Raw genomic sequence first — 12,950 nt, forward strand, 5'->3', positions numbered from 1 at the left:
TTGCTATTTTTCGATTGAAAATTATAACAACAACCAAGTAACGATTTAATTTATGCTATTATTAAGAACAATAGGTGCCTCTGTTCTCTTGTTAAGTGTTTTGGTGACCGGCTCAAAAGCGCAAAATATTCCTGTCGGGACAGCCATTTCTTCTTCAAATTTTAAGACTGTTGAAACCGGCTTCATCACTATTCCTGATGCGGTTCAAACCAGTGTTTACTGGTACTGGATATCTGGCAACATTTCAAAAGAAGGAGTGGTCAAAGATCTGGAAGCCATGAAAAAGGTGGGTATCAACAGGGCATTTATTGGTAACATAGGTTTGGATGATGTTCCTGATGGCAAGGTTAAATTCATGTCTGAAGAATGGTGGGATATTATGCATACCGCGCTTAAAACGGCAACCCGCTTAAACATTGAAATAGGTCTTTTTAACAGTCCTGGCTGGAGCCAGTCGGGCGGCCCATGGATAAAACCCGAACAGGCCATGCGTTACCTTACTTCGTCGGAGGTGACAGTAAAAGGCCCCTTTATCTTTCATAAAAAATTAGTGCAGCCGCAGGTAAATTTTCAGGATGTAAAAGTATTGGCTTACCCTGTTGCTAATGATTATGATACCGATATCAGTGCTTTAAAACCAAAACTCTCTGCTGTACCGGCTGTTGATTCCCTGAATAACCTGATAGATCATAATGAGGCAACCGCTGTTCACCTGATTAAAAATCAGCAATTTGCATTAGACATCAATACCAGCTCACCTTATACTGTCCGCAGTGTAGTGATTAGAACAACAGCACAGGCTGTAAATTTTGCAGGAGATATTCAGGCTAAAATCAATGATGCCTGGATAACGGTAAAACATTTTTCTATAGACCGCTCTAATCCTGCATTAAATGTTGGTTTTACGCCATTTGGCCCTGCGGCAATCTCTATTCCGCCAACTACTTCCAGCAGTTTCAGGCTGGTGCTCACCAACATATCTGCCAATTCCGGTATTACCGAACTCAAATTGTCTGCTACACCTGTGGTAGAAGATTATATTGAAAAAACACTGGCCAAAATGTGGCCTACACCGCATCCTTTTTGGGAGGCCTACCAATGGCTGCCGCAACCCGTAGAAACGTCTCCTTATAGTATTGATCCTGCTAAAGTGATCGATATCTCTAAGTACATGTCTGCTGACGGTACACTGAACTGGAAAGTGCCTGCAGGTAATTGGGTGATAGAGAGAAGCGGAATGACACCCACCAACGTGACCAATGCTCCGGCACCTCTCGAAGGGCGTGGTTTGGAAGTGGACAAAATGAGTAAGACACATATTGCAGAACATTTTGACGCATTTTTAGGGCAGATCCTCAAACGTATTCCAGCTGAAGACAGGAAAACCTGGAAGGTTACCGTTGAAGACAGTTATGAAACCGGTAGCCAGAACTGGACTGATGAGCTGATCACCGAGTTCAAACAAAAATATAATTACGACCCAACACCCTATATTCCGGTATTACAGGGGAAAGTGGTAGGCAGCGAAGATCTGTCCGACCGGTTCTTATGGGATTTAAGACGCCTCATTGCGGATGATGTTTCCTTTAAGTATGTTGGCGGCTTAAGAGAAATTAGTCATGAGCATGGTTTAACTACCTGGCTGGAAAACTATGGACACTGGGGTTACCCCGGTGAATTCTTACAGTATGGCGGTCAGTCGGATGAGATCGGCGGTGAATTCTGGAGCGAAGGGGATCTTGGGGATATCGAGAACCGGGCAGCCTCTTCATCGGCACATATTTACGGAAAAATAAAAGTATCGGCAGAGTCATTTACCGCTGCAGGTAATCCGTTTTCACGTTACCCAGCGATGTTTAAAAAACGCGGCGACCGTTTCTTTACAGAAGGGATAAACAATACCCTGCTCCATGTATATATTCAGCAGCCTGACGATAAAGTATTACCTGGTATAACCGCTTGGTTTGGCGTAGAATTTAACCGCTTAAATACCTGGTTTTTTGATATGGATGTATTCCTTAAATACTCCAAACGCTGTAATTTTATGCTGCAGCAGGGGCAATATGTTGCCGATGCGGCTTATTTCATCGGTGAAGATGCACCGAAAATGACCGGTGTAACAGATCCCGCATTACCGCAGGGTTATTCCTTTGATTACATCAATGGTGACATCATCAAAAGTACCTTAGCAGTAAAAGATGGTAAGCTGGTTTTACCAAACGGCATTAGTTATAGTATTTTGGTACTGCCAAAACTACATACCATTCGTCCCGAGTTACTAGCAAAGTTAAAAGACCTTGTACAGCAGGGGGCCGTAATCCTGGGGCCAAAGCCAGATCAGTCTCCCAGCTTGAAAGACTATCCTAAGGCCGATCAGGAGGTGCAAAACATGGCTGACGAACTTTGGGGTAAGATAGACGGCACGACGGTAAAGGTAAACCATTATGGTAAAGGACTAGTATTAAGTGGTATGGGAATGGAAGAAGCATTTGCCCTGATCAAAGTTGTTCCAGATCTTAAAATTACCCAGAGTGACTCCATTTTGTTTATACATCGTCAATTACAGGACGGGTCTATTTATTTTGTATCCAATCAGAAAAATGTACCGGTTAATATTCAAACCGCATTCCGCATCACCGGAAAAAGCCCCGAATTATGGAATGCAGTTACAGGCACAATGCGCAATCTTCCTTCATACCAGCAAAATGCTTCTACTACAGCAGTGCCTATGCAACTTGCCCCTTATGAAAGCGCATTTGTGATCTTCAGAAAGAACGCTGCTCAGCATGAAGATGCAAAGTCAAATTATCCTGCTCCGGAAAAAACAATAACGCTTAGCCAGCCATGGCTGGTTAGCTTTGATCCTGCCAAACGTGGACCGGTAAAACCTGTAGTGTTCAATACCTTAACCGATTGGTCGCTTAATTCAAATGATAGTATAAAATATTATTCAGGCAGCGCAACTTATCACACTACCTTTAAAATGAGCCAAGTGGAAAAAGGAACAAATTATATCATTGATCTGGGCATAGCCAGGGCCATTGCCAAAGTAAGTGTAAACGGCGTTGAAATGGGAGGGGCCTGGACGCCACCATACCAGATTGATATTACCAAAGCACTCAAATCCGGAAAAAATACACTGGACATAAAAGTGGTCAATACCTGGGTAAACCGCCTGGTGGGTGACAGTAAACTGCCGCCAGATCAAAGAAAAACATCAGTTTTATTTGGCCCTAATCCTAAAAATGGCTTGCAATCATCAGGACTGTTAGGCCCTGTGAAAATTGACCTCATAAAATATTAAATGATATCCTTATGAAACTATTGTGATCTTGAAATTTAAAATTATCATATTAGCTTTATAGGGATATAAAAACATATACTAATGGAAATTCTGTTCAATACTAGAAAAATCGTATTAGCTACTTGTCTGGTGATGTCTTTTATGGCAGTTTCAGCGCAGAGTCCGGCTGTAGCCGTTAAAACTATTCCTAATGTTCCTGGATTTACGCAGCCGGCCCCAATGGATTTTAACGATCATGAGGGTTACGTTTCTCTGTTTAATGGAAAAGACTTAACAGGCTGGGATGGCAATCCCAGGTTCTGGAGAGTGGAAGATGGGGCTATCGTAGGAGAATCTACAAAAGAGAACCCAAGCGGTAATAGTTATATTGCTTATAAGGCTATGAAAGCCAAAGATTTCACACTTAAATTTGAAATCAAAGTGGAAGGGAAAGGTGGTAGTGGGATACAATATAGAAGCCAGACCGGAGTGCCATGGTTACGTCCAATCCCCACCAGCTTAGGGCCGGTTAATTTAAACTGGATGATGACTGGTCCTCAGGCCGACTTCTGGCCTTCAGAAAAATATTGGACCGGGCAGTTTTATTCTGAAAATACACCCATGCGTATCCTGGCCTGGCGCGGACAGGTAGTAGAAGGTTACGGATTGAAAAGTAAGCGCCTGATGGGAAACATTGGCGATATCATGGACCTGGCCAAAGGTGTAAAGCTCAACGGCTGGAACGAATATACCGTTATTGCAAGGGGCGGGGTTTTTATCCATATCCTGAATGGTCAGGTAATGGCCGTAATGATTGATGATGATCCTGGATCATCTAATAACCAAGCCGGTTACATTGGTATCGAGATCGAACAGATCACCAAAGTGGCCGTTAAAAATATCTGGATTAAAAAATTAAATTAAGCCAAAATTGGTAAAAACCCAGGCAACTTTATTGTCTGCCTTAACACATTCATATGAATAAATTATCTGCTTATTTGCTTTTTACAGCTGCCCTTCTGGTAAAAAATACCTACGCACAGTTGCCGCCGGTTTTTGCCGGTACTCATCTTAAAGATGTGCAAAAGGAAGAAACCGTACGCCGCTATCTGTCTCCAGTAAAAATACTATGGCAAACGCCCGATGCCTCTACCCATATTAAAAATGCAGAAAGGTTGCTCCAGCCGGGTGATGGTCAGGCCGATCTTTCCGGACAGAATTTGTGTGTTATGCACAATGATGAAAAAGGCAAAGCCGGAATACTGCTCGACTTTGGAAGGGAACTGCATGGAGGTCTGCAACTGGTTACCGACCGGTCCAGAGGAGGGAAACCTGTGCGGGTGCGTATCCGCTTCGGGGAGTCTGCAAGTGAAGCGATGAGCAGTATCGATACCCTTCATGGCGCTACGAACGACCATGCCATGCGCGATTTCATTATATCTTTACCGTGGTTAGGTAAACTGGAAGTGGGAAACACAGGTTTCAGGTTTGTAAGGATTGACCTCGTAGATGACAATGCCGAGCTTAAACTAAAAGAAGCCCGTGCAATATTTGTTTTCAGGGATATTCCCTACCTGGGTTCGTTCAAATGCAGCGATACATTGCTAAATAAGATCTGGATGACTGGTGCCTATACCGTTCATTTGAATATGCAGGATTATTTATGGGACGGCATCAAACGCGACCGGCTGGTTTGGGTAGGAGATATGCATCCCGAAACATCAACTATAGCGGCAGTTTTCGGCAATAGCGATGTGGTTCCTAAAAGTCTTGATTTGGCGAGGGATATCACCCCGCTGCCAGAGTATATGAATGGCATGATATCTTACTCGATGTGGTGGATACTGATACAGCATGACTGGTACATGCACAATGGTGACCTGAAATATCTGAATCAGCAAAAGGCTTACCTAAAAACCTTGCTTAACCAATATATTCAAAAAATTGATGCCAACAACAGTGAAAGCCTCAATGATGGAACCCGGTTTTTAGACTGGCCATCAAGCACCGATCCTAAAGCTATACATGCTGGTTTGCAAGCCATGCTGGTCATGACGCTGAATGCAGGTGCCGAATTATCAGTGATGCTGAAAGATCCTGCTACTGCAGCCCAATGTAAAGCAGCAGTAGAACGCCTGAAAAAAAATGTTCCTGATGCCGGTAACTCAAAACAGGCGGCAGCCCTGCTTTCTCTATCCGGTTTAATGCCGGCCGATAAAGCAAATAAGGTACTTTCTGCAGGTGGTGTACATAATTATTCTACGTTTTTCGGTTATTACATGCTTCAGGCTAAGGCCAAAGCCGGCGATTACCAGGGTGCGATAGATGCTATCAAAAATTACTGGGGACCAATGCTGTCTCTTGGTGCCACAACTTTTTGGGAAGATTTTAATATAGACTGGTTGCCTGATGCTTCCAGAATCGATGAACTCGTACCTGAAGGTAAAAAGGATATTCATGGCGATTATGGCGCATTCTGTTACAAAGGTTTCAGGCATAGCTTATGCCACGGCTGGTCGTCAGGCCCTACGCCCTGGTTAACAGAATATGTTTTGGGCGTTAAGGTAATGGCACCTGGCTGTACGGTAATTAAAATTGAACCTCATTTAGGTGACCTTAATTATGCAGAAGGTACCTTTCCAACACCTTTGGGTATAGTAAAGATAAAAGATACCAAATTAGCCAATGGCAAGATCAATATCGATGTCACGGCTCCTAAGGGTATCCAAATTATTAAGGCAGGTAATTAACGCAATCATATAGGATAAAGCAGCTTAGGAGAATTGAAGATAGTTTTAATCGCCTAAGCTGCTTTTTCAATTTTAGTTAAAGCGTATTAAGCCCCTTTTCCTATCGTGCAGGGGTCTACAGTCTGGTTAATAGGCTGCGAGCTCTCCTCAGTTACCGTCTGCCAAGCCACCTGTTGTAGCTGAACAGCAATTGCACTGGAAATACCAAATGTTCGGGCTGCTTTTTCCTGTCCGCCAAGCGTGCGTACGTCAGTTCCTGTGATCTGCTGAAATAATACCAGTCCGCTTAAGTAGGCCCCATAAATGCTCGGATGAAGGTAATCCGGTTTGGTTATTTTGGGGTCATTTACGTTATTTAAGCCATACCATAATACAGGCAGATTAGAACCAGCCAGGTAAGGATTTGAATTAGCGATGGTTGTTGCCCATGCGTTTACCCAGGCATCACCAGCAGGGGCTACGCCGGCAATATTTCCATCATGTTGCGCTGCGCTATAGTAGGCATTGTGGTTAGCATTTGCCAGGGCAGAAAGATTAGCAGCGTAACTGGTGTTAAAACCTGTTGCGGAAGGATCGCCACCACTTAAAGTTTCAGCAAGATCAGCGCGGGGCCATGGCTCATACAGATAAAGTTTTGCTGCCGAGGAAGCTCCATGAACTGCTTTTTCTATGGTTTGGACGCTTGCACAGAAGTTGCTTGGATCACTGATTTTATCTGCCGTTAAAGCATAGGGCAGGGGTTTTAAACTCAATTCCTGCAATACAACTGCATTCCATTTAGATTGTACGATTACGCTGGATGCAGCATTAAAGTTGTTCTCCAAGCTGGTTTCTGAGATCGCTTCAATATGGACATCATAATTCAGCCCGGATTCATAGGCAAACTCGGCAAAAATGCCAGGTATGCCACCATAAGGACCTGCCTCCAGTTCTTTACGTGTCCCGGTTTCACCATAGTTGTCGTCATAGACTAATGCCGATCCTGATGTTATTCTGTCAGTTCGGCCAGAATGATAATATCGAACGGGGGTGTATCTCCCATGGGTAAAGCTATCTCCCACAAAGAGAATTCTTTGTACCGATGAATTTGCAGGTGTGTTGGGTTTAGTTCCAGACATATTATCGGAACTACAGCTATAGATTCCTGTTGAAATGCCCAGGAGCATGCACCACATCCATTTGTGGCGACTTTTGTTATTCATATTCATAGATTTGTGTGTATCGTTAGCTAACGGTATTATCCTCCCGGATATTGTTGCGACGAGTTCAATAAGTGTATAAATATAATCTATAATTACTATAAATTTCTTCTATGGAATTAGATTAGTATTAAAATGAAATTAAAAAAAATCTATTAATACCGGCTAAAAGGCTGGAAAACTTAAATATTTGTCTACTTTAGGCCGATAACTATAATCTATCACTAAAAAACAATGATGTATGAAAAAATTAATGAATGTATTTTTTATCACAGCCGGACTGTTATTTGCTGTTAACATTTCCAATGCACAGCAAAAAATCGGGCATTTAGATTCTCAGGCAATTTTTTCCAGCATGCCTGAGGCAAAAACCATGTCTGCCACTTTAGAAGCACTTCAAAATACAAAAAAAGCTGAAATTGAGAAGCTGAAAGCCGATTATGCCACCAAATATCAGGCTGCAGTGGCCAAGAACAAAACGTTAAGTGCGGCAAATAAAGATGTTGTAAGTAAAGAACTGGAAACAATGAGCGCCGAGCTTGATGCCATCAAACAGCATATTAGTGAAGCTGGTCAAAAAGCAGAACAGGAATTGGCTGCTAAACAGAATGAACTGGGAGCCCCTTTGCAAACCAAATTCATTGCTGCTGTTAAAGCTGTAGCTAAAGAGAAGAAAATCGCTTATGTATTTGATATCTCTTCACAACAAGGTGCCAGTAATGTATTGGCCTGGGAAGGTGGCGATGATGTTACTGATGCTGTTAAAGCAAAATTAGGTATTTCGGGAACCGCTCCTGCAGTAAAAAAATCTTAAAAAAAACGATCCTTAGCCCAGGCTAAGGATCGTATCTAAAATGAACGGTTTTTAGCTTATCCGCATTTTGAAGAACCGCAGTCGTTGCAGGTTAAACAGCCTTCCTGGTAATGCAGGTTCGTTGAATTACAATTCTGACATTGCTGTTTCTTTGCTTCTGTGCCATCCGGTACATATCTTTTTAAGGCACGTGCCACACCATTCTTCCAGGTATTGATTGCTTCGTCCAGCTGAAGGCTGTTGATCAGGTCCACTACACTTACAATAGGCATTCCATGTCTTAATGTACTTGAAATTAATTTCGCATAATTCCAGTATTCCGGGTTAAACTTATAGGATAAGCCTTCAATTGTAGTTTTATGTCCACGTTTATTTTTATACTGAAAATCATAACGTGATCCGCCATCAGCTTCACGGTTTTTTATGATTACGCCATCATTCACCCATCTCGGGATCAGGATACCATCCTCATCATCAGCAAAACCCGTAAAAATTTCATAAGGTTTGCCTTCAATCAACCCGATAAAGGCAATCCATTTGTCCCTGCTGTTTTGAAAACGTACAATTTCAGCTTCCAGTACCGTTGGTCTGGTTGTTGGAAAAGCTAAAGAATCTGCGGTCTCAGTAGCAGTTTTAGTTTCCGTATTGGCAATCAATACTCCCGAACGTGATCCGTCCCTGTATACCGTTACACCTTTACATCCTGCTTTCCATGCTGCCATGTATAAATCTCCAACAATTTCTTCCGTTACATCAGCTGGCATATTGATGGTTACACTGATCGAGTGGTCAATCCATTTCTGGATGTCTCCCTGCATTTGCACTTTTTTCAGGTAGTCAACATCATTGGATGTAGATTTGTAATATGGAGACTGTGCTACCAGGTCATCCAGTTCCTTTTGTGCATAATTTTTTGTCAGGTCATGGCCGTTCACTTCCATCCATTGCTTAAAGCGATGGTGGAAAACTACATATTCTTCCCATGAATCACCTACTTCATCAATAAAATCAACGCGTGCATCTTTATCATTAGGATTTACTTTTCTTCTTCTTTTATAAACGGGCATAAATACCGGCTCTATTCCCGAGCTGGTTTGCGACATTAAGCTGGTTGTTCCGGTAGGGGCGATGGTTAGCAAAGCAATGTTACGTCTGCCATATTCCAGCATCTCATAATACAATTGTGCATCTGCTTCTTTTAAGCGAAGGATAAACGGGTTGTTCTTTTCACGCTCTGCGTCGAATATAGCAAAGGCGCCTCTTTCTTTTGCTGCACTTACTGATGCCCTATAAGCTTCGATAGCAATGGTCTTGTGTATTTCAACTGCAAATTCAGAACCTTCATCACTTCCATAACGTAAGCCCATCGCAGCCAGCATATCTCCTTCAGCAGTAATGCCAATACCTGTTCTTCTGCCTTCGTTGGCTTTAGTTTGAATATTTAACCATAAATTCTTTTCAGTACGTTTTAACTCTTCGCCTTCCGGATCTTCCGCAATCTTAAGCAGGATGGCATCAATTTTTTCAAGTTCCAGGTCAATGATATCATCCATCATACGTTGTGCAGAATGGATGTGTTTTTTGAACAATTCCCAGTTAAAACTCGCATTTTTGGTGAAAGGGTTCTCTACATAAGAGAACAGGTTGATTGCCAGTAACCGGCAGGAATCATATGGACATAACGGTATCTCTCCGCATGGATTGGTAGAAACGGTCTTATAACCCAGGTCGGCATAACAATCCGGTACAGACTCACGGATAATGGTATCCCAGAATAAAATTCCCGGCTCGGCAGACTGCCATGCGTTGTGAACAATCTTTTTCCAAAGGGACGAAGGATCTATTTCTTTTTTATATAAAGGGTTTTTACTGTCGATAGGATATTGCTGCTGATAAGCTGTTCCGGCTTCAACCGCTTTCATGAACTCATCATCAATACGTACAGAAACGTTAGCTCCTGTCACTTTGCCCTGCTCCATTTTTGCATCAATAAAATCCTCCGAATCCGGATGTTTTATCGCTACAGAAAGCATCAGAGCGCCTCTTCTTCCGTCCTGTGCAACCTCACGTGTAGAATTGGAAAAGCGTTCCATAAAAGGAACAATACCTGTAGACGTCAATGCTGAATTTTTTACCGGAGAACCTTTAGGACGGATGTGTGACAAGTCATGGCCTACACCACCTCTTCTTTTCATCAATTGTACCTGTTCCTGGTCTATCTTCATGATCCCGCCATAAGAATCAGAATCTCCATCGTTGCCAATTACAAAACAATTGGATAAAGAGGCAATCTGATAGGGGTTACCAATACCCGTCATTGGGCTTCCCTGCGGGATAATATATTTAAAATTCCTGATCAGCTCAAAAATCTCATTTTCAGACAATGGATTTGGATAACGTGATTCTATCCGTGCAATTTCACCTGCAATCCTGTGGTGCATATCGTCTGGGTTGCCTTCGTAGATATTTCCATAAGAATCTTTGAGTGCATATTTATTCACCCAAACCCTTGCCGCCAGATCATCTCCTTTAAAATAATCAAGCGATTTCTGGTAAGCTTCATCAGAAGTATAAGTAGTTTTTAGAGTTGATGGGGCCGCGGCTTTCATAGATATAAGTTTAAATGATAATGATAAATGGACTGATTCAAAATTACATATTTGAAAACTTAATCACGGACTTAATTGGAAATGTTTACAAGAAATATGTGTAAGTATCTTATTTATAGCTATTTAATTTTTAATGTGTAGTAAAATGTTTACAAATTTGAATATCAATATGTTAGAAATGTAGTGTTTGACACCTCATTGGTAGTCAGCGAAATAGAGTGACAATATGCACGGTCGGGCATTTTCCAAATCGGCGATAACCAGTTTTTTCATCTTCATCAGCGCCTGTATTGCCCGCTCTCCCTTTTCCGGATCTGTAAGCAGCTTTCCTAATTCTCCGGGTACAACCTGCCAGCTGATGCCATATCTGTCCGTCAGCCAGCCGCAGGCTACCTCTTTACCGCCGTTAGCGCTCAGTTGCTCCCAATACATATCAATTTCGGCTTGAGTATCGCAGTTTACTACCAGTGATACTGCTTCGTTGAAACTAAAACCATGTGCAGCCGAACTATCCATTGCCATTATTGTGAAATTATTGATCTTAAACTGGCCATGTTTTACAAAACCAGTGATATCACCATCTTCTTCGGCATATTTCATGATACCTTCCAGCGTCGATTGCGGAAATAACGAGGTGTAAAATTGAATTGCTTCCGCAGCTTTCCCTGCACCAGTTCCCGTAAACATAAGGGTAGGACAGAATTTTTGGTTGCCGCTGTTCCTGCCGCCGGTATACAGTTGCCATGAAACCCCATATTGATCTGCCACCCATCCATATTTGCTGCTCCAGTCGTAACTGTCCAGCGGCATCAAAGCCTTACCCTTAACTATTAGTTTGTTCCAGTAAGCCTCTGTTTCTTCAGGACTTTCACTGATCACCATAAATGAAATAGCCGGATTGGGCAGGGACGACGGCCCATCATTAAGGAGCATCAGGTTTTGTCCGCTTAACGCTAATAGGATTACAAAAGGGGAGGTATGCACAACTTTTCCTTCACCAAAAACATCCAGGTAAAAATCGGCTGCTTCCGCAACTTTGCCTTTTAATACAAGGCAGGGATAAATTGAATTATTCATGAGCTGTTTATTTTACAATGCGCTATGCTATTAATTTAATCTTTCAGGTTTTCCACGTAATGCTTAAAATTATCCAGGATGCCCTGCCAGCCGCCGCGCTGCATTTCAACAGGGTTGGTTTCCTCTGCTTCAAAGCTCTGGTCGATATGTGTTTCATTCCCTTTGATGGTAAAGTTAACTTTTATCTTCCGATCATCATCTAATGTGTATTCCAGATACTTATCGGGTTTCACCTCGTCAAAAACACCGCTAAAATCAAAGCCAAAACTTCCGTCTTTAGCTTCCATGCGGTAACTGAACTTACCTCCGGGCTGGAGATCCTGTTCAGCTTTTGGGGTATGCCAGTCGGGTGATGCGGTATGCCATTTGGTAATAGCCTTGGGGCTTGTCCAGTTCTCCCAGACTTTTTCTATAGGAGCATGAATGGTTGCTGAGATGCTGATGGTTGTTTTCATTTGCTGATTGTTACTACTTACATTCGCTATAAGCTAATATACAACACTTAGCAATAATTCATAGGATTAGCCATCACATTAAATTTAGAGTATAATCCCGTCGCTCATTTCAATAATCCTGTCGCTGTTTTTCGCAAAATCATCATCATGCGTTACCGCTATAATTGTTTGTCCCCTTTCGTGTGCCAGTTCCTTAAAGATATCAAACACGATCTGTGTATTTTTGGAATCCAGGTTACCTGTCGGCTCATCCCCCATAATGATGGAAGGGTCATTGATCAATGCACGGGCAATGGCTACGCGCTGCTGCTGCCCGCCGGAAAGCTTACTGGCCATTTTAAGGGCCTGCTCTTCCATGCCCAATAGTTTTAAATTAGCGTAAGCTTTGGCTTCAATTTCTTCGCGGCTCTTTTTATTTAGTTTTAATGCCGGCAGCATGATGTTATCGAGTACATTGAATTCCAGCAACAAGTAGTGGAACTGGAAAACAAAACCGATGTGCTCATTCCTAAAGGCTGCCAGTTGATTTCTGGTTTGCCCTGTTAATTTGTTTCCATTGATGCTTAGCTCTCCTTCATAGTCGGTATCCATAGTAGAAAGCACATAAAGCAGCGTTGATTTGCCCGAACCGGATTTCCCGGTAAGGGTTAAAAACTCACCTGTTTTTACCTCAAAGCTCAGGTCTTTTAATACTTTAAATGGTTCGGGCTGGTAAAAATGTTTAATGATATGATTTGCCTTCAGGGCGATGTTGTTTTCCATA

Annotated in this window: 9 protein-coding genes; 4 read left to right on the forward strand and 5 right to left on the reverse strand. The window is 42.4% G+C overall.

All coding sequences use genetic code 11. The features are described from left to right. Positions 1-52: 52 nt before the first annotated feature. The 3 genes from GSQ84_RS20415 (at position 53) to GSQ84_RS20425 (ending at position 6,033) form a co-directional block, all read left to right on the forward strand. Positions 53-3,304 (forward strand): glycosyl hydrolase, encoded by a 3,252-nt coding sequence (locus GSQ84_RS20415; protein ID WP_158799190.1) that lies wholly within the window; start codon positions 53-55, stop codon positions 3,302-3,304. Between the two features lie 81 nt (positions 3,305-3,385). Further along, positions 3,386-4,207 carry a DUF1080 domain-containing protein gene (locus GSQ84_RS20420; protein WP_216849000.1) on the forward strand — a complete coding sequence of 274 codons (822 nt, stop codon included), beginning with the start codon at positions 3,386-3,388 and terminating at the stop codon, positions 4,205-4,207. Between the two features lie 53 nt (positions 4,208-4,260). After that, positions 4,261-6,033, forward strand: coding sequence for an alpha-L-rhamnosidase (locus GSQ84_RS20425; protein WP_158799191.1), 1,773 nt, complete (start codon positions 4,261-4,263; stop codon positions 6,031-6,033). A gap of 86 nt (positions 6,034-6,119) precedes the next feature. Here the strand turns inward: GSQ84_RS20425 and GSQ84_RS20430 are convergent, their stop codons facing one another. Then, positions 6,120-7,235, reverse strand: a complete 1,116-nt coding sequence (locus tag GSQ84_RS20430) for a hypothetical protein (protein WP_158799192.1) — start codon at positions 7,233-7,235, stop codon at positions 6,120-6,122. Positions 7,236-7,473: 238 nt separating this feature from the next. Between GSQ84_RS20430 and GSQ84_RS20435 the strand changes: the two genes are divergently transcribed. Beyond that, on the forward strand, positions 7,474-8,046 hold the full coding sequence (locus GSQ84_RS20435) for an OmpH family outer membrane protein (protein WP_158799193.1): 573 nt from the start codon (positions 7,474-7,476) through the stop codon (positions 8,044-8,046). Between the two features lie 56 nt (positions 8,047-8,102). Here the strand turns inward: GSQ84_RS20435 and GSQ84_RS20440 are convergent, their stop codons facing one another. From GSQ84_RS20440 to GSQ84_RS20455, 4 genes are all read right to left on the reverse strand, one after another. Next, positions 8,103-10,655 (reverse strand): adenosylcobalamin-dependent ribonucleoside-diphosphate reductase, encoded by a 2,553-nt coding sequence (locus tag GSQ84_RS20440; RefSeq protein WP_158799194.1) that lies wholly within the window; start codon positions 10,653-10,655, stop codon positions 8,103-8,105. A gap of 195 nt (positions 10,656-10,850) precedes the next feature. Then, a complete protein-coding gene (locus tag GSQ84_RS20445) occupies positions 10,851-11,732 on the reverse strand; it encodes a VOC family protein (RefSeq protein ID WP_158799195.1) in 882 nt (293 codons plus the stop codon). A 35-nt stretch (positions 11,733-11,767) separates the two neighbouring features. After that, positions 11,768-12,187 (reverse strand): SRPBCC family protein, encoded by a 420-nt coding sequence (locus tag GSQ84_RS20450; protein WP_158799196.1) that lies wholly within the window; start codon positions 12,185-12,187, stop codon positions 11,768-11,770. 84 nt (positions 12,188-12,271) lie between these two features. Further along, a complete protein-coding gene (locus tag GSQ84_RS20455; protein WP_158799197.1) occupies positions 12,272-12,949 on the reverse strand; it encodes an ABC transporter ATP-binding protein in 678 nt (225 codons plus the stop codon). Between the last annotated feature and the right edge of the window lies 1 nt (position 12,950).

The sequence above is a fragment of the Pedobacter sp. L105 genome, assembly GCF_009765875.1.
Classification (GTDB): Bacteria; Bacteroidota; Bacteroidia; order Sphingobacteriales; family Sphingobacteriaceae; genus Pedobacter.

Coding starts and splice junctions, on each gene's coding strand:
- GSQ84_RS20445 (WP_158799195.1), bottom strand. CDS start 11,732: ATGAATAATTCAATTTATCCCTGCCTTGTATTAAAAGGCAAAGTTGCG.
- GSQ84_RS20430 (WP_158799192.1), bottom strand. CDS start 7,235: ATGAATAACAAAAGTCGCCACAAATGGATGTGGTGCATGCTCCTGGGC.
- GSQ84_RS20450 (WP_158799196.1), bottom strand. CDS start 12,187: ATGAAAACAACCATCAGCATCTCAGCAACCATTCATGCTCCTATAGAA.
- GSQ84_RS20425 (WP_158799191.1), top strand. CDS start 4,261: ATGAATAAATTATCTGCTTATTTGCTTTTTACAGCTGCCCTTCTGGTA.
- GSQ84_RS20415 (WP_158799190.1), top strand. CDS start 53: ATGCTATTATTAAGAACAATAGGTGCCTCTGTTCTCTTGTTAAGTGTT.
- GSQ84_RS20455 (WP_158799197.1), bottom strand. CDS start 12,949: ATGGAAAACAACATCGCCCTGAAGGCAAATCATATCATTAAACATTTT.
- GSQ84_RS20435 (WP_158799193.1), top strand. CDS start 7,474: ATGAAAAAATTAATGAATGTATTTTTTATCACAGCCGGACTGTTATTT.
- GSQ84_RS20440 (WP_158799194.1), bottom strand. CDS start 10,655: ATGAAAGCCGCGGCCCCATCAACTCTAAAAACTACTTATACTTCTGAT.
- GSQ84_RS20420 (WP_216849000.1), top strand. CDS start 3,386: ATGGAAATTCTGTTCAATACTAGAAAAATCGTATTAGCTACTTGTCTG.